Source organism: Microvirga sp. TS319 (assembly GCF_041276405.1).
Taxonomy (GTDB): domain Bacteria; phylum Pseudomonadota; class Alphaproteobacteria; order Rhizobiales; family Beijerinckiaceae; genus Microvirga.
In genome coordinates this window covers 179531-201892 of record NZ_JBGGGT010000002.1, presented here as the reverse complement: position 1 = coordinate 201892, position 22362 = coordinate 179531, and the positions used below count along the sequence as shown (strand labels likewise).

The 22362-nt window shown below is 66.5% G+C and carries 20 protein-coding genes; 13 read left to right on the top strand and 7 right to left on the bottom strand.

Going from position 1 to position 22362, the window contains the following annotated elements:
- Positions 1–21: 21 nt before the first annotated feature.
- The gene (locus AB8841_RS10395; RefSeq protein ID WP_370435783.1) at positions 22–4851 is read right to left on the bottom strand and encodes an NAD-glutamate dehydrogenase; all 4830 of its coding nucleotides are present in this window, start codon (positions 4849–4851) and stop codon (positions 22–24) included.
- A 112-nt stretch (positions 4852–4963) separates the two neighbouring features.
- Complete coding sequence (locus AB8841_RS10390; protein WP_370435782.1) at positions 4964–5311, bottom strand: winged helix-turn-helix transcriptional regulator; 348 nt, start codon at positions 5309–5311, stop codon at positions 4964–4966.
- Positions 5312–5407: 96 nt separating this feature from the next.
- Here AB8841_RS10390 and AB8841_RS10385 point away from each other — a divergent pair, with 96 nt between their 5' ends.
- The 3 genes from AB8841_RS10385 (at position 5408) to AB8841_RS10375 (ending at position 8300) form a co-directional block, all read left to right on the top strand.
- The gene (locus tag AB8841_RS10385) at positions 5408–6424 is read left to right on the top strand and encodes a zinc-binding alcohol dehydrogenase family protein (RefSeq protein WP_370435781.1); all 1017 of its coding nucleotides are present in this window, start codon (positions 5408–5410) and stop codon (positions 6422–6424) included.
- 386 nt (positions 6425–6810) lie between these two features.
- Complete coding sequence (locus AB8841_RS10380; RefSeq protein ID WP_370435780.1) at positions 6811–7191, top strand: DUF2794 domain-containing protein; 381 nt, start codon at positions 6811–6813, stop codon at positions 7189–7191.
- A 110-nt stretch (positions 7192–7301) separates the two neighbouring features.
- On the top strand, positions 7302–8300 hold the full coding sequence (locus tag AB8841_RS10375) for an SDR family oxidoreductase (protein ID WP_370435779.1): 999 nt from the start codon (positions 7302–7304) through the stop codon (positions 8298–8300).
- A gap of 6 nt (positions 8301–8306) precedes the next feature.
- Here AB8841_RS10375 and AB8841_RS10370 read toward each other — a convergent pair whose 3' ends face one another.
- The 4 genes from AB8841_RS10370 to AB8841_RS10355 form a co-directional block, all read right to left on the bottom strand.
- On the bottom strand, positions 8307–8843 hold the full coding sequence (locus AB8841_RS10370; RefSeq protein ID WP_370435778.1) for an N-acetyltransferase family protein: 537 nt from the start codon (positions 8841–8843) through the stop codon (positions 8307–8309).
- 155 nt (positions 8844–8998) lie between these two features.
- Positions 8999–9781: a Bax inhibitor-1/YccA family protein gene (locus tag AB8841_RS10365; protein WP_370435777.1), complete on the bottom strand. Its 783-nt coding sequence runs from the start codon at positions 9779–9781 to the stop codon at positions 8999–9001.
- 232 nt (positions 9782–10013) lie between these two features.
- Positions 10014–12596, bottom strand: a complete 2583-nt coding sequence (locus AB8841_RS10360; protein ID WP_370435776.1) for an ABC transporter permease — start codon at positions 12594–12596, stop codon at positions 10014–10016.
- A 12-nt stretch (positions 12597–12608) separates the two neighbouring features.
- Positions 12609–13301: an ABC transporter ATP-binding protein gene (locus AB8841_RS10355; protein ID WP_370435775.1), complete on the bottom strand. Its 693-nt coding sequence runs from the start codon at positions 13299–13301 to the stop codon at positions 12609–12611.
- 69 nt (positions 13302–13370) lie between these two features.
- Here AB8841_RS10355 and AB8841_RS10350 point away from each other — a divergent pair, with 69 nt between their 5' ends.
- From AB8841_RS10350 to AB8841_RS10320, 7 genes are all read left to right on the top strand, one after another.
- Positions 13371–14033, top strand: a complete 663-nt coding sequence (locus AB8841_RS10350) for an arylesterase (RefSeq protein WP_370435774.1) — start codon at positions 13371–13373, stop codon at positions 14031–14033.
- 69 nt (positions 14034–14102) lie between these two features.
- Complete coding sequence (locus AB8841_RS10345; protein WP_370435773.1) at positions 14103–15146, top strand: aldo/keto reductase; 1044 nt, start codon at positions 14103–14105, stop codon at positions 15144–15146.
- Positions 15147–15267: 121 nt separating this feature from the next.
- Positions 15268–15804: an RNA 2',3'-cyclic phosphodiesterase gene (gene thpR / locus AB8841_RS10340; RefSeq protein WP_370435772.1), complete on the top strand. Its 537-nt coding sequence runs from the start codon at positions 15268–15270 to the stop codon at positions 15802–15804.
- 37 nt (positions 15805–15841) lie between these two features.
- Positions 15842–16444 (top strand): histidine phosphatase family protein, encoded by a 603-nt coding sequence (locus AB8841_RS10335; protein ID WP_370435771.1) that lies wholly within the window; start codon positions 15842–15844, stop codon positions 16442–16444.
- Positions 16445–16634: 190 nt separating this feature from the next.
- The gene (locus tag AB8841_RS10330; RefSeq protein WP_370435770.1) at positions 16635–16937 is read left to right on the top strand and encodes a 4a-hydroxytetrahydrobiopterin dehydratase; all 303 of its coding nucleotides are present in this window, start codon (positions 16635–16637) and stop codon (positions 16935–16937) included.
- A 3-nt stretch (positions 16938–16940) separates the two neighbouring features.
- Positions 16941–17348, top strand: coding sequence for a GFA family protein (locus AB8841_RS10325; RefSeq protein ID WP_370435769.1), 408 nt, complete (start codon positions 16941–16943; stop codon positions 17346–17348).
- A 143-nt stretch (positions 17349–17491) separates the two neighbouring features.
- Entirely contained in the window at positions 17492–18538 is a 1047-nt protein-coding gene (locus AB8841_RS10320) for an Ldh family oxidoreductase (RefSeq protein WP_370435768.1), read from the top strand.
- Positions 18539–18544: 6 nt separating this feature from the next.
- On the opposite strand, the gene AB8841_RS10315 is transcribed toward AB8841_RS10320, so the two are convergent.
- Entirely contained in the window at positions 18545–19330 is a 786-nt protein-coding gene (locus tag AB8841_RS10315) for an SDR family NAD(P)-dependent oxidoreductase (RefSeq protein ID WP_370435767.1), read from the bottom strand.
- Between the two features lie 81 nt (positions 19331–19411).
- Here AB8841_RS10315 and AB8841_RS10310 point away from each other — a divergent pair, with 81 nt between their 5' ends.
- The 3 genes from AB8841_RS10310 (at position 19412) to rlmN (ending at position 22303) form a co-directional block, all read left to right on the top strand.
- On the top strand, positions 19412–19801 hold the full coding sequence (locus AB8841_RS10310) for a YkvA family protein (protein ID WP_370435766.1): 390 nt from the start codon (positions 19412–19414) through the stop codon (positions 19799–19801).
- A 282-nt stretch (positions 19802–20083) separates the two neighbouring features.
- Positions 20084–20788 carry a hypothetical protein gene (locus AB8841_RS10305; RefSeq protein ID WP_370435765.1) on the top strand — a complete coding sequence of 235 codons (705 nt, stop codon included), beginning with the start codon at positions 20084–20086 and terminating at the stop codon, positions 20786–20788.
- A 303-nt stretch (positions 20789–21091) separates the two neighbouring features.
- The gene (rlmN, locus tag AB8841_RS10300; RefSeq protein WP_370439239.1) at positions 21092–22303 is read left to right on the top strand and encodes a 23S rRNA (adenine(2503)-C(2))-methyltransferase RlmN; all 1212 of its coding nucleotides are present in this window, start codon (positions 21092–21094) and stop codon (positions 22301–22303) included.
- Positions 22304–22362 lie beyond the last annotated feature (59 nt).

The following is a 22362-nucleotide window of genomic DNA, read 5'->3' as shown; positions in this document are numbered from 1 at the left end:
GTCGATGATCCGCGCCACGCCTCAGCCCGTCCGCGCCAGATCGCCGAGCAGGCTCGCTGCCACGGTGACCTTGGACAGGGTCAGGCCCGAGGACACGATGCTGTCGACCGCGCTGCGGATGCGCTCCACGTCGGCACCCCGCTTCTCGCTCCACGCCCGGACCGCGTCCACGCCGGAGATGTCCTGTGCGGCGACCTCCGCCGTCAGGCCGCGATGGGCATAGGCGATGCTGTCGATGGCGCGGTCGAGCGCCAGGCGGTCGAAATAATCGCTGACCGCGATCTCATGCGCCGCGCTGATGAGCGAACCGAGGCGGAAGGCCGCCTCGAGGGCGAAATGCGTGCAGGCGATGTCGCTCACGGGCTTGCCCGTCTTCTGGGCGGTCAGCACGATGTCGGGAGCCGCCACCAGATCCGGCAGGGCCGCGATGCGGCGCGCCAGATCCTCGGGAGCGCCGAGCTCCATCAGCGCCGCCGCACGGGCGTCCAAGGCAGTGAGCGCCTCGGGCGACAGGGTCTCCGGCAGTCCGCGCTCGATCTCGGCGATCCCGGACCGGTAGGCGCCGATGATCGTGTCGAGGGAGTGGCTCGAAAAATCCATGTTGCGGATGAACCAGACGATGCGGTTCATCAACAGATCCTGCAGTTCGCCGTAGAGAGTGAGCTGCAGGCTGCCCGGCACCACCCCGTCTAGGGCGTCGATGGCGGCGTTCATCTCGGTCATGCCGAAGGAATCGCGCGTGGCCGCATAGGCCGCCGCGATGGTCGGCGCATCCGCCCCGGTCTGGTCGACGAGCCGCGCCACCATGGTGGGCCCGCCCCGGTTGATGATGGCGTTGGCGAGCTGCGTCGCGATGATCTCGCGGCGCAGGCGGTGGCTTGCGATCGCGTCCGGGAAGCGCTCGCGCATCTCGGCCGGGAAATAGCGTTCGAGTTCCTTGCCGAGGTAGGGATCGTCGGGGACGGCGCTGTCGAGCAACTCGTCGTGCAGCGAGAGCTTGGCATAGGCCAGCAGCACGGCGAGTTCCGGCCGGGTGAGGGCCTCGCCGCGGCGGGCGCGCTCCGTGAGCGTCGCGTCGTCGGGCAGGTATTCCACCTTGCGGTTGAGGCGCCCTTGAGCCTCCAGCATCTGCATGAGGCGGCTGGCGAAGCCGAGATCGGCGACGCCGTGCTGCTCGGAGAGCGAGAGCGCCAGGGTCTGCAGGTAGTTGTTGCGGAGCACCAGGCCCGCGACCTCGTCGGTCATGGCGGCGAGAAGCGCATTGCGTGCTTCCTCCGTCAGCCGCCCGTCACGCTCGGGCGTGGCGAGCGCGATCTTGATGTTCACCTCCACATCGGAGGTGTTGACGCCCGCCGAGTTGTCGATGGCATCCGTGTTGAGGCGGACACCGCTTTGCGCCGCCTCGATGCGGCCGCGCTGCGTGACGCCCAGATTGGCGCCCTCGCCGATCACCTTGGCGCGCACATCCGTGCCGGCGATGCGGATCGAATCGTTGGCGCGGTCGCCCACCTGCTCGTCGGTTTCGGCCGACGAGCGGATATAGGTGCCGATGCCGCCGAACCAGAGCAGGCCCACATTGGCCTTGAGGATCGCGGACATTACCTCCGCGGGCGTCGCCTCGCTCTTGTCGAGGTCGATGAGCGCGCGCACTTCCGCGGACAGCTTGATCGATTTCGCGCTGCGCGGGAAGACGCCGCCGCCGGCCGAGATCAGCGCCTTGTCGTAATCCTGCCAGCTCGAGCGCGGCAGGTTGAAGAGGCGCTCGCGCTCCCTGTACGATGCTTCCGGATCCGGGCTCGGATCGAGGAAGATGTCGCGGTGGTCGAAGGCGGCGACAAGCTTGATCGCCCGCGAGAGCAGCATGCCGTTGCCGAACACGTCGCCGGACATGTCGCCCACGCCCGCCACCGTCACCGGCTCCTTCTGGATATCGATGTCCATCTCGCGGAAGTGGCGCTTCACCGCCTCCCAGGCGCCGCGGGCGGTGATGCCCATCTTCTTGTGGTCGTAGCCCTGGCTGCCGCCGGACGCGAAGGCGTCGCCGAGCCAATGCCCCTTCTCGAGGGAGATCTCGTTGGCGATGTCGGAGAAGGTGGCCGTGCCCTTGTCGGCCGCGACCACGAGATAGGGATCGTCCCCGTCGTGGCGCACCGTGTCGGCGGGCGGCACCACGTGATCGCCCTTGATGTTGTCGGTGAGCTGCAGGAGCGTGCGCACGAAGATGCGATAGCTCTCGGTGCCTTCCGCGAGCCAGGCCTGACGGTCGCTCGGGGGCGGCAGGCGCTTGGGGACGAAGCCGCCCTTGGCGCCGACCGGCACGATCACGGCGTTCTTGACCTGCTGGGCCTTCACGAGACCCAGCACCTCGGTCCGGAAATCCTGCGGACGGTCGGACCAGCGCAGGCCACCGCGCGCGACCTTGCCGTAGCGCAGATGCACGCCTTCGACCCGTGGCGAATAGACGAAGATCTCGTAGAGGGGCTTGGGCAGCGGCAGCCCCTCCACCTTCGCGCATTCGAACTTGAACGCGATGGTCTGGCGCGGCAGGCCGTTGCCTTCGAGCTGGAAGAAGTTGGTGCGCACCGCGGCTTCGATCAGGTTGATGAAACGGCGCAGGATGCGGTCGTCGTCGAGGCTCGTGACGTCCTTGAGCTGCTCTTCGATGGCCGAGCGGACGGCGGCTTCGGCCTCCGCCTTGCCCCCGTGCCGGGGGTCGAAGCGCATGTAGAAGAGCTTGACGATGTTCGTGGTGATCGCGGCATGGCGCGAGAGGGTGTTGGCCAGATAATCCTGCGCATAGGCCACCTGGATCTGGCGCAGGTACCGGCCGAGCGTGCGAACCATCGCGACGTCGCGCCAGCCGAGCCCGGCTTCGAGCACGAGACGGTTGAAGCCGTCCGATTCCGCGAGCCCCCGGAACAGGGCGAGCAGGGCCGCCTCGATGAGCGCCTGGATCTCGTCGATCCTGATTGCGCCGCCCGTGGCGCGCTCAAGTGCCATGTCGTGGAGCCAGACGCGATCCATGCCCGTCACGCCCGTGGAGACCACGCGGTAGGTCCGTTCGTTCACCACCCTGAAGCCGAGATTTTCGAGCAGCGGGACGCGGTCCGACAAAGGCAGCGCCGCGCCGCGCGAAAATACCTTCAGGTTGACGCGCGTCTCGCCGTCGCCCTCGCGGCGATAGAGATCGACCGCCCGGGGACGGGCCTCGGACAGTTGCTCCAGGAGCGCGATGTCCTTGATCGCCTGATCCGCCCCGAAGGCCTCGCGATAGGCCGCGCTGAAGGCATCCGCATAGCGGGCCGCGAGCGCACGGGCGCGTGCGCCGCCCATGGTTTCGTCGAGCTGGTCGCGCAAGGAATCGCCCCAGGTGCGCACGATCGACGAAATGCCCTTTTCCAGGGTGTCGCGGGAGACCTGCGGGGTCTGTCCCTCGTCGCGCCCGATGATGTAGTGGGTGCGCGCGAGCGGACCTTCCGGATAGGCCGGATAGGAGGCGGATACGCGCCCCTCGTAGATTCCCGCCAGGAACTGCCCGATGCGCTGGCGCACGCTCGTGTCGTAGCGGTCCTTCGGCACGAAGACGAGCACCGACACGAAGCGGTCGAACTCGTCGGTCCTGGCCAGCGCCCGCACGCGCGGACGCTCCGACAGGTTCATGATGTCGATGGCGAAGTGATAGAGCGTGTCCTCGTCGATCTGGAACAGCTCGTCGCGCGGGTAATTCTCGAGAACGTTGAGCAGCGCGCGGCTCGCATAGCTCGACGGATCGAACCCGGCCCGCTGGACGACGTGCGCCACCTTGAGGCGCAGATACGGCACCTCCGACGTCGTGTTGGTATAGGCGCTCGCGGTGAAGAGGCCGACGATGCGCAGCTCGCCCTGCAGCCTGCCGTCCGTGTCGAACAGCTTGACCCCGATATAATCGAGATGGGCGCGGCGATGGACGCGCGACTTGACGTTCGCCTTGGTGATGATGAGCGCCTTGGGCTTTTCCAGGAAGGCGCGGATTTCCGGCGTCATCGCCACCAGTTCGCGCCCGCGGCGCAGCACCCGCACGGACGGGTCGCGCAGAAGCCCCAGGCCCGACCCCTCCACGGGATCGGCGGCGGCATCGCCGGCCGGCAGCCGGTATTCGCGAAGGCCCAGGAACGTGAAGTTGTCGCGCGCGATCCAGTCGAGGAAGGCCACGGCTTCCTTCACCTCGTCGTCCGGCAGCGGCGGCGGATTGAGACGGTAGTTATGAACGATCTCGGTGATGCGGGCGCGCATCGCGGGCCAGTCGTGCACCGCGAGCGAGACGTCCTTGTGGACGCGGCGCATGGTTTCGACGAGCGTTTCGCGGGTCTCGGCGTCGTCGATACGCGGCAGATGGACGTGGATGAAGCTCTCGCGCTTGACGCCGTGACGGCCGGTGCCGGTGGCTTCGCCCACGAGGCGCACGAGGCCGCCCTGGGCGTCACGCTCCACGGCCAGGATCGGATGCGCGACGAGATACGGCTCATAGCCCAGGTCGACCAGCTCGGCGAGGGTCGAGTCGAGCAGAAAGGGCATGTTGTCGTTGACGATTTCGAGAACCGTCACGTCCCGGCGCCGGCCCTCGCGCTCGACCTCCAGATCGACGAGGCGGATGTCCTCCCCTCCTCCGACCCGGGGCGCCTTGAGATGCTCGTAGGCCGCTGCGGCCAGCTCGGCGAGCGCGGCCGGCGAATAGGCCGCCAGATCCTCGGGCGGGACGCGCCCGTAAAGATCACGGACGAAGGTAGGCGGAATGGCTTTATGCCCGGCTTCCAGAACCGCAACGGCCTCGGCCGTCAGTTCGCTTCCGCTGGTCGGCGTTTCCAGCTTCATGCGCGTATCCTCTTATGTTCGTTGCGCGAGCGTTGCCACAGAGTATCCGATCGCGCAACACAACCCTAGAGTCTTCCGGTCTGAGGGTTAAGTTTCTGCGGAGGCAGCAATTTTATGCCGCTTTCGCCTCGAGAGACGACAGATTCGTGTCTCCCCAGTGCTTCAGCGCCATGAGGACCGGTTCCAGACTCTGTCCGCGGGCCGAGAGCGAATACTCGACTCGCGGCGGAACCTGCGCATAGACCACGCGCACGATCAGGCCGTCCGCCTCCAGCTCCCGCAGCTGATGCGTGAGCATTCGCTGTGTCACGCCGGGAATGAGCCGGCGCAGCTCGTTGAAGCGCAGGGTTCCGCGCAGGAGCTTGTAGAGGATGACAATCTTCCACTTGCCGTCGATGAGATTGAGCGCACGCTCGACCGAGCATCCGGAGGAGGTCGGCTTCCTGGCGGCACGCGGCATGACGGTATCCTTTTTGACACTATGGGCGCTTAATGTGCGTTCTTGCAATCATAGCCCCTGTGCTCGACTCTGTCTCCATCGATAAGGAGACAAGCCATGCGCGCCGTCGGTTACCAGCAATCCCTGCCGATCGATTCGGAAGCCTCCCTGATGGATATCGAGCTGCCCCGCCCCGAGCCGGGAGCCAGGGACCTTCTGGTGGAGGTCAGGGCGATTTCCGTCAATCCCGTGGACACCAAGGTGCGCCGCCGCGCCGTGCCCGAACCCGGCACGTACAAGGTGCTGGGCTACGACGCCGCCGGCATCGTTCGGGCGGTCGGGTCGGAGGCCTCCCTGTTCAAGCCGGGCGACGAGGTGTTCTATGCGGGCGCCATCACGCGCTCCGGCACCAATGCGGAGTTTCATGCGGTCGATGAACGGCTCGTCGGCCGGAAGCCCGCGCGCCTGAGCTTCGAGGAGGCCGCGGCCCTGCCGCTGACGACCCTGACGGCCTGGGAGACCCTGTTCGACCGCCTCGACATCCGCAGGCCCGTCAAGGGCGCGGCCCATGCCATCCTGATCGTGGGCGGTGCGGGCGGCGTCGGCTCCATCGCAATCCAGCTCGCGCGTCGCCTCACCGACGTGACGGTGATCGCCACGGCGTCTCGGCCCGAGACGCAGGAATGGTGCCGGACGCTCGGCGCCCACCACGTGATCGACCACACGAAGCCTCTCGCCGAGCAGGTGAAGGCGCTGGGCATCGGCGCTCCCGCCTTCGTGTTCTCGATCACCCACACGGAGGCGCATTTTCCCGAGATCGCCGAGATGATCGCCCCCCAGGGTCGCTTCGCGCTGATCGACGATCCGCAAAACCCCATCGACATCAGGCTTCTGAAGGGCAAGAGCGTTTCGATCCATTGGGAATCCATGTTCACGCGCTCGACGTTCCAGACGGCCGACATGGAGCGGCAGCATGAGATTCTCAACGAAGCGGCACACCTCGTGGACGACGGCACGATCCGGACGACGCTCGCGGACGTGATGGGCCCGATCGACGCCGCCCATCTCAGGAAGGCGCATGCCTTCATCGAGAGCAACCGCGCCCGGGGCAAAATCGTGCTGGCGGGATTTTAGAGCGTCGGACCCAAAGGTGGGAACCGGCTTTGGGTGAGAAGAGGCTTGAGACTATAGACTGACAGCATTGGATGGGACTTCGATGTCACGTCCGATGCTGCAGAAAAAAGAAAGGCCGCCTGGAAAGGCGGCCTGTGTCTCGAGGGTTGGTGGCCCGGCTCTCCAAAAGCCTGGAGGGCTGGGGGGCTGACGTGTCCAAGCCGATGGGCAAGCCGGGCCGTCGAGGCAACGCAAGCATTTACGCCATTTAGTGAGGCGCCTTATGGGCGCGATTGCGGCAGGAATAAGATTTGCCCTGAAACGAGCGATTCATATGATCTTTACGCCTTGATCCGATCCTGAGCCGGACCCATCATCAGCATGAGACGAACAGGATGGGAGATTTCATGAGCGAAGGCGACATCTCGGAGCCGCTGCGCGGCGGCTCGGTGCAGAGCTCGGCTCGCATCCTGCCCTTCCCCGCCGCGCCGAAGCAGGTGTCCTTCGACCGAGCCGAGCTGCAGACCATTCTCAATCTCTATGGCCGCATGGTGGCCGCCGGCGAATGGCGCGATTACGCCATCGATTTCACTCCCGACAAGGCGATTTTCTCGGTCTACCGGCGCACATCGGAAATGCCTCTCTACCGTATCGAAAAGGATCCCAAGCTCGCCAAGAAGCAGGGCGCGTATTCGATCATCGTCTCGACGGGCCTGATCCTCAAGCGCGGACACGAACTCGCCCGCGTCCTGCGCGTGCTCGACAAGCCTAAGGTGGTGTCGAACTGATCCTGCCCGCTGCCACATGACGCCTTCATCCGTAAGCCTGCCTCCGGAACACCCTTCCGCCCCTCGCGTTGCCGCAGGATCATGCAGCGACGACGATTCCCGAGGATTCCATGGCACACGAGATGGCCGGCCTTTCCGTTGTGATCACGGGAGCATCGAGCGGCATCGGCCGCGCGGCGGCCCGTGCCTTCGCGCAGCGCGGGGCTCGCGTCGCTCTGGCGGCGCGGCGTGCGGATCTGCTCAAGGAAGCGGCGCGCGAATGCCGGGACCTGGGCGGAGAAGCTGTTGCCGTGCCGACCGACGTGACCGATGCCGCAGCCGTCGCCGGGCTGGCGGAAGAGGCGCAGCGCGCCTTCGGGCGCATCGATGTCTGGATCAACAATGCCGGCACGGGCGTCTTCGGCCCCTATCAGGACGCGGACCTCGCCCTGCACCGGCGCACCATCGAGGTCAACCTGCTCGGCGCGATGCACGGAGCCTATGCGGTTCTGCCGCTCTTCCTGAGACAGGGTCACGGCATTCTCATCAACACCATCTCGATCGGCGGATGGGCGCCGTCTCCTTTCGCAGCCGCCTATTCGGCTTCCAAATTCGGCCTGCGCGGCTTTTCCGCGAGCCTGCGGCAGGAGCTGAAGGATTGGCCGGATATCCATGTCTGCGGCGTGTTTCCCGCCATCGTCGACACGCCGGGCTTCGCGCATGGGGCTAATGTGTCCGGACGGCGGATCGACATCGGGCCGATCGTCTACGCGCCCGAGGACGTTGCGGAAACCTTCGTGTCGCTCGTGCGCTGGCCGCGTGACGAGGTGGCGGTCGGCTGGCCCGCCCGCGCGGCGCAGATCGCCTATGCCCTGGCGCCCGGCCCGACGGAGCATCTGATGGGTGCGGCCATGCGCCGGGCCCTGAAGCGCGCGTCCCCCGCCCCCCGCACGGAAGGCGCGCTGCTCGATCCGAGCCCGGCCGGGCGAGGCGTCAGCGGCGGGTGGCGCGAGCGCAAGGGCCTGCCGTCCTCGGCGAGGAACACGAGCCGCGTGATCGGGGCCGTCGCCCTGACCGGGCTCGCCCTGCTGCTCGGAACGAAGGCCGCCGCGCGCATGCGGCGAAGCTGAGCCGAGCTAAGCGACGGGCCGCGACGGCGGCGCGGCCATGCCGGGCCCGAGAGGACGCTGCATCAGCACGGTGGAGAGCCAGCGCCCGTGCTTGTAGCCGATGCCCTTGAGGACGCCGACAGGCTCGAAGCCGAGGCTCTTGTGCAGGGCGATGGAGCTCTTCGAGTCCTCGTCGCCGATCACGGCAACCATGAGCCGGAAGTCCCGCGCGACGCATTCCCCGATGAGACGCTCCAGCAGAACCCGCCCGACGCCCCGTCCCTGAGCGGAGGGCGCGACGTAGATCGAATCCTCGACGGTCGACCGGTACGCCGGCCGGGTGCGGTAGGGACCCGCATAGGCATAGCCGAGGATCTCGCCGTCCCGCTCCGCCGCGAGATAGGGATAGCCGGCCTGGAGAACCGCCTCCCGGCGGCGCGCCATCTCGGCCTCGTCGGGCGGATCGAGCTCGAAGGAGGCTGTGCCGTGTGTCACGGCATGGGCATAGATGGCCGCGATGGCGGGCAGGTCCGCGTCGGCCGAGGGGCGCACGAGAAGGCTCATGCGCCATTGGTAGGCGGAAGCTGCGCCGCGGGCAATCCGCCCAAGAATTCCACCCGAGAATTCCGCTTGAGAAATCCGCCCAAGAAAGAAACCCGCTCAAGAAAAAAGCCCCAGCTTGCGCCGGGGCTCATTGGAGGTTCGAAATCCGTTCGCTCTTACTGGTTGCGGTTGCCCAGCAGCGCGAGGAGGAACTGGAACATGTTGATGAAGTCCAGATAGAGCTGAAGCGCGCCGAAGACCGCGACCTTGCCGGCGGCTTCGGTGTCGTAGTTGCCGTAGAGATACATCTCCTTCAGCTTCTGGGTGTCGTAGGCCGTGAGGCCCGCGAAGATCAGAACGCCGATCACGGAAATGCCGAACTGCAGCGCGCTCGAGGCGACGAAGATGTTCACGATCGAGGCGATGATCAGGCCGAAGAGGCCCATGATCAGGAACGAGCCGATGCCGGACAGGCTGCGGTTCGTGGTGTAGCCCCACAGCGACAGCGCGCCGAAGGACGCCGCCGTGATGAAGAACACCTGAACGACGCTCGCGCCCGTATAGCGCAGCAGCAGCGTCGAGAGCGAAGCGCCCATCACCGCCGCGAAGACGAAGAAGGTGCCGCGGGCCGAGGCCGCCGACATGCGGTCCATGCGGAACGAGAAGAAGAAGATGAAGGCCAGAGGCGCCAGCGCCACAACCCACATCAGCGGCGAGCCGTACAGGGTCGCGCCGAACTGGGTCAGGCCGATGCCGCCCATGCGGGCGACCGCCTGAGACGGATCGCTCGTGGTGGCCAGCATGTTGATGCCGAGCGCGACCACAGCCGAAATCGCCAGACCCAGGACCATGTTGTTGTAGACGCCGAGCATGAAGGCGCGCAGGCCCTGGTCGACCTGTGCCGCCGTCCGGGCAAAGCCGGTGCCATAGGCGGTTTGGTTTTGCTCATACGGTTGCATCGGAGTCCTTTCTCACGGTGTCCCGTTGTGTTCCCTCGAAAGGCTGGGGAGTCAGCCCTCGGCCGCCGGCGATTCCCGGCGACATCGGAAATATGAGGGGACCGCCCTTGCTTCGCAAGAGGCAACGCCAAGCTTCACCTTTTTGTGAGCAATAGTTTTGGGGAGCGGAGTAGAAGCCGCTCCCCAAAAAACGCAAGGCGCCTCCCGATAATGCCCGAGGGCGAGCTCGGCCTTAAAGATTTCTCAAGTATTGGGCCGGCTTTTGACTCAAGATGCGCCATGTCCCGATCAACCCCAGGCCGATCGTCACTAGAACGGCCAAGGCCGACGCGAGAAGCGCGCCAGATAAATCTAGGCTAAAGCTTAGGTTCATGAGGCGGGTGACGATGAAATAGGACGCGATCCCGCCGGCCAGGAGCCCGAAGGCAGCCGTGGCGAGGCCGAGCATGCCGTATTCGAGAGCGTAGGCCGACAGCAGCCGGGCCCGGGTGGCGCCCAGCGTCTTCAGCACCACGGCATCGTAGAGGCGGGCGCGATGCCCCGCCGCGAGCGCGCCCGCGAGCACGAGCAGGCTTGCCACGAGCGCGATGGAGCTCGCGCCGCGGATCGCCATGACGAGCTGGGAGACAACATCGTTCACCGCTTCCAGGGCGTCCTTCACCCTCACGCTCGTGACCATTGGAAAGGCCTGGGCCGAGCGTCTGATGATCCTGGCGTCGGTGGCCGCATCGGACCCGTGCGGGAAGGTGACGGTCGCCAGATGCGTGTGCGGAGCCCCCGCGAAAGTGTTGGGCGAGAACACCATCACGAAGTTGATGCCGAGCGAGCGCCACTCGACCTCGCGCAGATTGGCGATGGTGGCGGCGATGTTGCGGCCGAGCACGTTGACCACGATGTCGTCCCCGACCTTCAGCCCCAGACCCTCCGCGATCTTGCCGTCGAAGGACACGAGCGGCTTGCCCCGGTAGTCCTCGGGCCACCATTCCCCCTGCACGAGCTTCGAGCCCTCCGGCAGGGTCTTGGCGTAGGTGATGCCGCGGTCACCCTCGAGCACCCAGGCGATATCCTCAGGGGCCTTCACCTCGGAGACGGGCCGTCCGCCCAGGCTGACGAGCCGTCCGCGCATCATCGGCACGCGTTCGACCCGGGCATCGGCGGCCTGCTCCTTCAGGAAACCCTCGAACGCATCCGCCTGCTGGTTGGGAATGTCGAGGAAGAAGAAGCTCGGCGCGCGCTCGGGCAGGCTCTGCGTCAGCTGCCTCGTCAGGTTCGAATCGATGAGCGAGAGGGTGACGAGAAGCGTGATCCCCAACCCGAGCGACAGCACCAGCGAGGGCGTGAGCGCGCCGGGCCGGTGGATGTTCGCGAGCGCGAGGCGCGGCGCCGTGCGCCGGGGCCGCGGCAGGCGGCGGGCGAGCGCCATGATGCCGATGGCGACGATGCGCAGGAGCAGGAAGGAGCCCGCCGCCGCAGCCACGAACATGAGCGCGATGCGCCGGTCATAGGCCGCGATCACCGCGAGCGCGACCAGCGCCGCGACGGACAGGGCCAGCGCCGCGAGATAGCGTCGGCGCGGCCAGCGCCGCTCCGGATCGATCTGGTCGCGGAACAGCCCCGAGACCGGCACGTCGTGCGCGCGGCCCAGCGGCGCGATGGCGAAGACGAGCGCCGTGAGCACGCCGTAGAGAAGCGCGACGCCGAGTTCCGGAACCGCGACGACCGGCTGGATCGGGATGGGCAGCAGATGGCCGAAAAGCCCCGTCAGGACGAAGGGCAGGGCCGCTCCGACCGCAAGGCCGATGCCGATGCCGACGGCCGCGATCAGCATCACCTGCGTCAGATACAGCATCACCACCTGGCCGCCCGGCGCGCCGAGGCTTTTCAGCGTGGCGATGGAGGCGCGTTTGCGGTCCACGAAGCCGCGCACCGCATTGGCGACCCCGACGCCGCCGACCAGAAGGGCCGTGAGGCCGACGAGGGTGAGGAACTGGGTGAAGCGCTCGATATTCTTGGCAAAGCGCGGGTCGGCATTCAGCCGCGTGCGGATCTGCCACCCGGCCTCGGGCAGCACCCGGTTCGCCTCCGCCTCGATCCGCGCGAGCCCCTCCTCGTTGGACAGGGCCGGAGGCAAGACCAGCCGATAGGTCCAGCGCACGAGGCTGCCGGGCTGGACGAGGCCCGTCGCCCTCAAGGCATCCTGGGAGATCAGCAGACGCGGACCGAACCCGATGCCATCGGCGATCTGGTCGGGCTCGGTCACGAGACGCGCGCGCAGTTCCACATTCGCGCCGCCCACCGTCACGCGATCGCCCACCTTCAGGTCGAGGCGCGCCAGCAGCGCCGGATCGACGGCCGCCCCGTAGGCGCCGTTCCGCTCCGCGAAGAGATCGGCGGGCGCGAGCTGCGGATCGGTTTCGAGGAGGCCCACCGCCGGATAGCCGGCATCGACCGCCTTCATCTCCACGAGGCCGGAGCCCTTGTCGCCCGCGACCGCCATGGCGCGCATGGACGCGATGACGTTCACGCGGCCCTTTCCGTCCAGAAAGGCCCGCTCGGGCCCGCTCGCCTCCCGCTGGATCAACGAGAAGGCCATGTCGCCGCCGAGGATCCGCCGGCCTTCGCGGGAGATGCCTTCCGTCAGCGACCGCGACAGGGAGGAGACGCTCGCGATCGCCGCCACCCCGAGGGCGATGCAGGCGAGAAAGATGCCGAAGCCCTTCAGGCCGCCGCGCAGTTCGCGCAGGGCCAGACGCAGGAGAAGCGGCAGGCGCGAGGCCGGGGCTCGACGCCGCGGCGCGGACAGGGTGCCGTGCATGCGCTCACTCCCTTACGCGACGGCCGGAGCCGCGTCGGCATCGACCTGGCCCGAGCGCAGACGCACCATGCGGTCGCAGAGGCGGGCGAGGTTCAGGTCATGGGTCACCAGCACCAGGGTCGCCCCGCGGTCGCGCTTGAGGGCAAATAGCAGGTCGACGATGGACTGGCCCGTCGTCTCGTCGAGATTGCCGGTGGGCTCGTCCGCCACCAGGATGGCGGGATTGGGCACGATGGCGCGGGCGATGGCCACGCGCTGCTGCTCGCCGCCGGAGAGCTGCGCCGGATAGTGATGGAGCCGGCCCCCCAGGCCGACCGCCTTGAGCTCGGCCTCGGCCCGCTCGAAGGCGTCGTCCTCGCCCGCCAGTTCCAGGGGCAGCGCCACGTTCTCGAGCGCCGTCATGGTCGGGACGAGATGAAAGGACTGGAACACGATGCCGATGCGCCGTCCGCGAAAGCGCGCCAGCGCGTCCTCGTCGAGGCCCGACAGATCGGTGCCGTCGACGATCACCCGGCCCGAATCCGGGCGCTCGAGGCCCGCCATCGTCATGAGCAGGGTGGATTTTCCGGAGCCCGAAGGCCCCACGAGACCGACCGCCTCGCCCCTGTCGACGTCAAGCGAGATTCCTTTCAGAATATGCACCCGGGCCGCCCCGCGCCCAAGGCTCAGGTCGACATCGTGCAGCGCGATGGCCTTGTCCTTCATGCCCGTTCACCCGATTTGTTGGCAGCCAAGAGACGTTCGTCTAATCCGGCATAGATGGGAATCCTACCGATGAAGCGCCAATCCGGCTCTCTCATGACGATCATTTTTGCGTGTGCGGCGGCCCTTGCCGCCATGATCACCCCCTCCTTTGCGCCGCTGGCCCAGGGCAGGACCCTGCATCTCGTGGCTTTGGGCGACAGCCTGACCGCGGGCTTCGGCCTGCCTCAGGAGGCCGCCTTCCCGGTGGTGCTGGAGCGCGCCCTCAAGGCCAAGGGCTACAATGTCGAGATCGCCAATGCGGGCGTGTCGGGCGATACCTCCTCCGGCGGCGTCGACCGGCTCGACTGGTCCGTGCCCGACGGAACGGACGGGGTGATCCTGGAGCTTGGCGCCAACGACATGCTGCGCGGCCTCAACCCCGCCGTCACGCGCAAGAACATCGAGACCATCGTGGAACGCCTGAAGGCCCGGAACATTCCGGTGATGCTCGCGGGCATGTACGCCTCGCGAAACCTGGGCGCGGCCTATACGGAGAAGTTCGACACCCTCTATTCCGACATTGCGAAGAAGCACGACCTTGTGCTCTATCCCTTCTTCCTCGACGGCGTCGCCGGCAAGCTCTCCCTCAACCAGTCCGACGGCATGCATCCGACGGCGAAGGGGGTGGAGATCATCGTCGAACGCATCCTTCCCAGCGTCGAGAGCTTTCTTGCCCGCCTGACCTCGCGCTGAAATTCCTGTTTGGCGCTTTTCAATTCCTTCCCACGCGCGGTGGTCCGCCCGCCGCCAGGAGCCTTGACAATGCAATACCGCCGGCTTGGCCGCACCGATCTCAATGTCAGCCTGATCTGCCTCGGCACCATGACCTGGGGTCAGCAGAACACCGAGGCCGACGGCCACGAGCAGATGGATTACGCCCTCGACCAGGGCATCAATTTCTTCGACACCGCCGAACTCTATTCGATCCCCCCGCGGCCCGAGACCCAAGGGTCCACGGAGCGGATCATCGGCTCCTGGTTCAGGTCGCGCGGCGCCCGCGACAAGGTGATCCTCGCCTCCAAGGTGGTGGGCCGCTCCGACAATACCTGGTTCCGCGGCGACGGCTCCAAGGCCGAGCTTTCGCGCCTGCAGATCGAGGAGGCCGTGAACAAGAGCCTCAAGCGGCTCCAGACCGATTACATCGACCTCTATCAGATCCACTGGCCGGACCGCCCCATGCCCTGGGGCTCGAACCCGACCATCTACAAGCACCAGGAAGGCGATTCTCACCCCATCGCCGAGACGGTGGAGATCATGACGGACCTGGTGAAGGCCGGAAAGATCCGTCATTTCGGCCTCTCCAACGAGAGCGCCTGGGGCACGATGACCTTTCTCAGGCACGCAGAGGCCAGGGGCCTCGCACGGGTGCAATCCGTGCAGAACGCCTACAACCTGCTCAACCGCACTTATGAGGTCGCTCTCGCCGAAGTGAGCACGCGCGAGCAGGTGAGCCTGCTCGCCTATTCGCCGCTCGCCCAGGGCTACCTGACCGGCAAGTATCTCGACGGGGCGCGGCCCGAGGGCGCGCGCACCACGCTCTTCAACCGCGGCCAGCGCTACGAGAATCCGACCGCGGAGGCGGCGATCCGCAAATACATCGCCCTCGCCCGGGAATTCGACCTCGATCCCGCCCAGATGGCGCTGGCCTACGTGAATTCACGGCCGTTCGTGACGTCCAACATCATCGGGGCGACCTCGATGACGCAGCTGAAGACGGACATCGCTTCCATCGGCGTGACCATCACGCCGGAGCTGGAACAGCGCATCGACGCCATCCATGTCGAGCATTGCAATCCGTGCCCGTAACGGCCGTGCCGGCCATGCCTGCACCGGTTGCGGGCATGGCCGCACGGCGGCCCGGCAGGAACAAAGCCTGCCCGTTCGTCGTCTGAATCATCAAGCGTAAACGAATCACGGGAGGGATCGCATGCCACGTCTTTTCACCGGCATCGAGATTCCTCCCGAGATCGGTCTTGCCCTGTCGGCCTGTCGCGGCGGCCTGCCGGGGGCGCGCTGGATCGATCCCGAAAACTATCACCTGACCCTTCGCTTCATGGGCGACGTGGACGGACGCATGGCGGACGACGTGTGCTCGATCCTGGGCGATTCGCGCTGGCGCGAACCCATCGCCGTCACCCTCGACGGGCTCGATACCTTCGGCGGCGGCAAGCCGCGCGCGGTCTTCGCGCGCGTCTCCGGCAGCGGCGAGCTAACCGATCTTCAGGCCGAGCAGGAGCGGATGATGCGCCAGATTGGCCTGGCGCCGGAGACCCGCAAATTCACCCCGCACGTGACGCTGGCGCGCCTGAAGAACGTCTCCCCCCTCGACGTGGCGGATTACATGGCGGTCCGCGGGCATTTCCCGAAGCTCACCTTCACGGCCGACCGCTTCGTCCTCTACTCGTCCCGGGCTTCGGTGGGCGGAGGCCCCTACATCGTCGAAGCGGCCTACCCCTTCGGATGACTCGACGGCCGAGCTTCGAGCCGCTACGCCATGAAGCATGGCTTCCTTGATTTTCCTCACCCACCCGGAAGTGGTGATCGACCCGCTCGTGCCCGTGCCGCAATGGCCTTTGAACGCCATCGGGCGCGGACGGATGGAGCAATTCGCCGAGGCGCTTTCCGACAGCGGCCTCACGTCGATCCATGCCAGCACCGAGCGCAAGGCCATGGACGGCGCCGCCATCGTGGCCGAGCGCCTGGGTCTCTCCTATCGCACGCACGAGGATCTCGGCGAGAACGACCGCTCGGCCACGGGCTACATCGCGCCGCCGGAATTCTGGGAGGTGGTCGACGCCTTCTTCGCCAATCCCCATGAGAGCATCCGCGGCTGGGAGCGCGCCATCGATGCGCAGACGCGCATCGTGACGGCCGTGCGCAGGATCGCGGCCGAGGAGCCCGGCGACACCCTCGTTGTGGCTCATGGCGGGGTCGGCTGCCTGCTCATGGCCCATCTGCAGGCGGTGGAGATCGGACGGGAAAGCCGGCCGCAGCATCCCGGCGGCGGCTGTTTCTTCGTGATGGACCGCGAAACATTCTCCCTCCACGAGGACTGGCGCACCATCGAGGAAGCCGCCGTTCCTTCCAAGACATCCGTGGCTTGACACCCGGGGACTGGACGTCCGGGGCTTGAAACATCGCCCGCGCGCTTCATCACTAGAGCATCGGACCCAAAGGTGGATGTGCCCTTTTGGGATTGAATCCGATGCTCCCTCCGAGAGGAGCGCATCGTTCGAGCGGATCCGAAGGGCCGCACGATGCGCGAACGGGAGCGTTTCCCGGAGATGACGCCCCATGCCCCGCCTGACCGATTCCGAACGCCATGACCTTCTCTCCGGCCTCGACGGCTGGACGCTCGTGGAAGGCCGGGATGCCATTCGCAAGCGCTTCGTATTCGACGATTTCAACGCGGCCTTCGGCTGGATGACCCGCGTGGCCCTGGTGGCCGAGCCCATGAACCACCACCCGGAATGGTTCAACGTCTACAACAGGGTCGACGTGACCCTTTCCACCCACGACGCCAAGGGTCTCACGCGCCGCGACATCGAGCTCGCGCAACGCATGGATCAGCTGGCGGCCGGTCTGGCGAAGGCGTGAACCATGCAGGATTCGGAGACCTTCACGGGCGGTTGCGCCTGCGGCCAGCTCACCTTTCGGGCGCATGGCGCGCCGAAGCGCGTGGGCCTGTGCCATTGCATGACCTGCCGCAAGACGACCGGCAGCGTCTTCAATGCCTTCGCGATCTTTCCCGCCGACAGGGTGACGATCTCGGGTGAGAGCCGAAGCTGGGAGGCCATGCCTGGAGGCCAGCGTCGTTTCTGCCCCCAATGCGGTTCGCTCGTCGTCTATTCGGATGGCGGCGGCGAAATCGAGATCATGCTCGGCGCCTTCGACCGGACGGATCTGTTCAGGCCGACCTACGAGGCCTGGACGAAACGTCGGGAATCCTGGCTCTGCACGCCGGATCTGATTGGCTATCCCGAGAACCGAGGCGACGTGACGTCCTGATCCTCGCCGGGCGGTCCGCGGAAGCCATGGCGCAGAACCGGTCAGGCTTGCCACGCGGCCTCCGGCCTGACACAGCAATCGCCGTTATCGGGATGACGAAATCCTGGGCGAAACCTTGGGCGACATCTTGGGAGGATGGAACTTTGTCTGACGCTTCGAGCGGGCCGGTCGAGAGCCCGAGATTTCCGGCCGAGCTCCTGCAGGAACGCGTCGACCTGGCCTTGCGGGAGGCAGGCGCGGACGAGGCGTCCGCAGCCGCCGCCACGCGCGCGATGATGCATGCCTCGCGCCTCGGCATCGACAGCCACGGCGTCCGGCTCGCATCCTTCTATGCCGAGTGCCTGCGAAGCGGACAGATCAACGGCGCTCCCGCGTTCAAGCTCCATCGCACCGCCGCCGCGAGCGCCATGCTCGACGCCGATCACGGCCTCGGCCATGCGGCGGCCTATCGCGGGATGGAGGAGGCCTGCAGGATCGCGCGGGAGAGCGGGGTCGGCGCCGTCGGGATCGCCCACTCGACCCATTACGGCGCGGCGGGGGCCTATGCCCTGGGCGGAGCCGAGGCCGGGTTCATCGCGATCTCGACCACGAATGCCGATTCGCTCGTGGCCCTTTACGGCGGCAAGACGCGGTTTCACGGCACGAACCCGGTTGCGGCGGCGGCGCCCGTGCGCGATTCGAGGCCCTGGCTCCTCGACATGGCGAGTTCGGCCATCCCCTATAACCGGGTTCTGCTCTACCGCTCGCTGCAGCGGGAGCTGCCCGCCGACGTGACGGCGGACATCGACGGCGAGCCGACGCGCGATCCCCACCGGGCCGAGATCCTGACGCCGCTCGGAGGACTGGACTTCGGGTTCAAGGGAGCGGGCCTCGCGGGTCTCGTGACGATTCTCTCGGCCGTCCTGACCGGAGCGACGCCGGACCACCTCGTCACGCCGATGGGCGACGGGAACGTGAGGCCTCATGATATCGGCCATTTCTGCCTCGCCATCGACCCGGCGCGATTCGTCGGCCGCGAGGCCTACGATGGACTCATGGCGCAGTATCTCGCAGGGCTGCGCGCCTCGCCGGCGAAGACCGGCGAACCGGTTCTCGCGCCGGGCGACCGGGAGTGGCGGACCCTCGCGGAGCGGAGCCGGACCGGGATCCCGGTCGATCCCGATACGGCGCGCTTCCTGGAACTGGCCTGACGGCCGTTATTTCGGCTGCATGCGCAGGGCGCCATCGAGACGGATCGCTTCGCCGTTGAGCATGTCGTTCTCGAGGATGCTCCGGACGAGTTGGGCATATTCCTCGGGCCGCCCCAGGCGCGAGGGAAACGGCACATTGGCCTCCAGCGCCTTGCGGTAATCCTCCGCGATGCCCTCGAAGAGCGGCGTGTGGAAGAGGCCCGGCATGACCGTCATCACGCGGATTCCGAAGCCCGACAGGTCGCGCGCCACCGGCAGGGTCATGGCCAGGACGCCGCCCTTGGAGGCGGAATAGGCGGATTGCCCGATCTGGCCGTCCTGCGCCGCGACCGACGAGGTATTGACGATGACACCGCGTCCACCGTCCGGCGTGACGGGCTCGAGGGCCGCCATGGCGGCCGCGCATTTGGAAATCATCGCATAGGTGCCGATGAGGTTGATCTCCACGGTCCTGCGGAAGCTCGCGAGATCGTGCGGGATGAGCTCCCCCGTCTCGCGCTTCTTCGTGACGGTGCGGCGGCCCGGGGCGATCCCGGCGCAATTGACGAGGACGCGCTCGACCCCATGCGCCTCCCGCGCCTTGACCAGGCCCGCATCGATGGACGCCTCGTCGGTCACGTCCACCTGACAGAACAGGGCGCCCATGTCGCGGGCGACTGCTTCGCCGCGTTCGGCATTCATGTCGAAGACCGCGACCTTGACGCCCTGTCCGGCGAGCATCCGCGCGGTCGCCTCTCCGAGGCCCGAAGCGCCTCCCGTGACGATGGCTGCCATCATTTTGTCGAGCTTCATGGGTTCTCTCCTCGTGAAAGGATGGTTCTATGTCATCCTGGCGAAGGCGGATACCTGAGATCGACGAGGAGCTGAACCCGCATGAGCGAAACGATCGTGAAACCTTTCACCAAGGCCGAGATGGACGCCATGCGCGCGGCCACCCGCGACGAGGAGGGGTTGAAGCGGCGGTTCTGGAACAAGCTCAGGCGCGTGGCCGGAAAGATCCCCTTCACGGAGGATCTCGTGGCGGCCTTCTATTGCGCCGTCGATCCGAAGACGCCGAGCCGCGTGAAACTGATCCTGCTCGGCGCGATCGCCTATTTCGTCATGCCCCTGGACGCGGTGAGCGACTTCCTTCCCCTGATCGGCTTTGCCGACGACGCGGCCGTTCTGGCGGCCGCGATCACGCAGGTGGCGAGTTCCATTACGGAAGAGCACCGGGCCAAAGCCCGGGAATCCCTAGGGGAAGTCGCCGAGGGCGATCGTTAATCCAGGAGAATCGATAGGATTATGGTCAGAACAAAGAATATGAACCTGTTGCAATATTATATATTATCGCTAAATTGATTCTCGTTCATCAGAAGTCATTTGATCCTCCTCCATTTGAACAATGAACACCTTTATGAGTAGACAACTCGACGGGCCGCGGATGCGGCCCTTTTATTTTGCCGGCGGCGATGCTGCCACGTTTCGACGCATCGCCAAGGCTCGGGCGTTGAGGCTACGGGATGGTGAAGAGTTCTTAACCATCCGCGCGTATTGTCCGCCCTCATGAATACAGCATCTTTCCAGCGCGCCCTTGCCGCGGGCGTCCTTTCCGCCGTCCTCGCCATGGGAACCGGGTCCGCCGCCCTGGCTCAGCCCCAGCGCGCGACCGGACAGAAGTCTGCTCCGACCGCCAAGCCCGCGACGGCTCCCTCGAAGGCGAAGCCCGCGACCGGCAAGGCGACATCGGCGGCGAAGCCGGCCGCTGCGGCCGCCGCCGGAGCCGCGGCGGCTGCCGCCAAGCCCGCTCAGGCGGCCACCGGCCCGGGCGGCGCCTCGCTCGTGAACACCTACGGCGACTGGGGCGTCTACACGGCCCAGACCGGCCGCTCGAAGATCTGCTATGCCCTCAGCCAGCCCCAGGAACGACTTCCGAAGAACCTGAGCCGGGATCCGGCCTATCTCTTCGTGTCCTTCCGCCCGGCCGAGAACGTGAAGAACGAGGTGGCCCTCGTGCTGGGCTTCACGGCGAAGGAGAACGGCCCAGCCTCGGCCGCCATCGGCAACGCCTCCTACGAATTGGTGACCAAGGCCGCCAACGCCTGGCTGAAGAATCCCGCCGAGGAGGGACAGGCCATCGCCACCATGGCGAAGGGGTCGAGCCTCATGGTGAAGAGCCAATCCACCCGAGGGTCCAGCCTGACGGACCGCTATTCCTTGAGCGGCTTCACCAAGGCTCTGGAACAAGCCCGCAGGGAATGCGGCGTCTAAAGCGCCTGCAAAACTCCTGCCGGAGCCTCTGCCAGAGCTCCTTCAAGGTCCCCTGCCCTTGCAAATTGTGCTGGGAATGAGCATTTTCCGGGCCTCGCGCCCGGAATTTTGCTTGTGCGAAGCTCACGGTTTCGGCGCAATCGTGTTATACGACGCAGCCACTCCCAACAACGAGGCTTGAGATTTCCCATGGCGACGGCGCTCGACATCGCCAAGCGTAACCCCAATGCGGCCCCCCTGGCCGTGAGCGATGCCGCGCGCGCGGCGGGGCAGACCGCTTTGTCCATCGAAAAGACGGCCGAGATGAACGTGGTGGCGGGAGCCGCCCCCGGCGGCGCGTCGCTTGTCGGTCTCACCCGCGATCAATTGAAGGATTCCCTGGCGGCGATCGGCGTGCCCGAGCGCGAGCTCAAGATGCGCGTCGCCCAGATCTGGAACTGGATCTATTTCCGCGGGGCCAAAGACTTCTCCGAGATGAGCAACGTGGGCAAGGAGCTGCGCGCCAGGCTCAGCCAGGCCTATACGCTGGCCCGCCCGCAGGTCGTGTCCGAGCAGGTCTCGAAGGACGGCACCCGCAAGTGGCTGATCCGCATGGCCTCCACGGGCCCGCTCGACAAGGGCGCGGAGATCGAGTGCGTCTACATTCCGGAAGTCGACCGGGGCACGCTCTGCGTGTCGAGCCAGGTCGGCTGCACCCTGACCTGCTCCTTCTGCCACACCGGCACCCAGCGCCTCGTGCGCAATCTCACCTCAGCGGAAATCGTGGCCCAGCTCATCGTGGCGCGCGATTCCATCGGCGACTGGCCCCATGCCACGCCGCCGGAAGGCGCCTTCGTGCCGACCGACGGCGGACGCTTCGTGTCCAACATCGTGTTCATGGGCATGGGCGAGCCGCTCTACAACATCGACAACGTGGTCGACGCCATCGGCGTGCTGTCGGACAACGAGGGGCTGGGCCTCTCGCGCCGCCGCATCACGGTCTCCACCTCCGGGGTCGTGCCGCAGATGGAGCGCTTGGGCTCGGACGCCAACACCATGCTGGCGATCTCGCTCCACGCGGTTCGCGACGACCTGCGCGACGTGCTGGTGCCGATCAACCGCAAATACGACATCAAGCAGCTCCTCGATGCCTGCCGCGCCTATCCGGGGCTCTCGAACGCGCGCCGCATCACCTTCGAATACGTGATGCTGAAAGGCGTGAACGATTCGGACGCCGATGCGCGCGAGCTGGTGCGCCTCCTCAAGGGCATTCCGGCGAAGATCAACCTGATCCCGTTCAATCCCTGGCCCGGCTCGAAATACGAGTGCTCGGACTGGGAGCGGATCGAGCGCTTCTCCGAGATCGTCTACCGGGCGGGCTACGCCTCCCCGGTCCGCACCCCGCGCGGCCGCGATATCCTGGCCGCCTGCGGTCAGCTCAAGAGCGAGACGGAGAAACTCCGCGCCCGCGCCCGCATGATGGCCGAGCAGGGCATCGGGGCCGAAGGCGTCTACGCTGTGGGGAACGGGGAGTAGGCGAGACCTGTCTGCCACAACGGGCAGTTCCTTTTCCGATTCATTATAACGTATAAGAC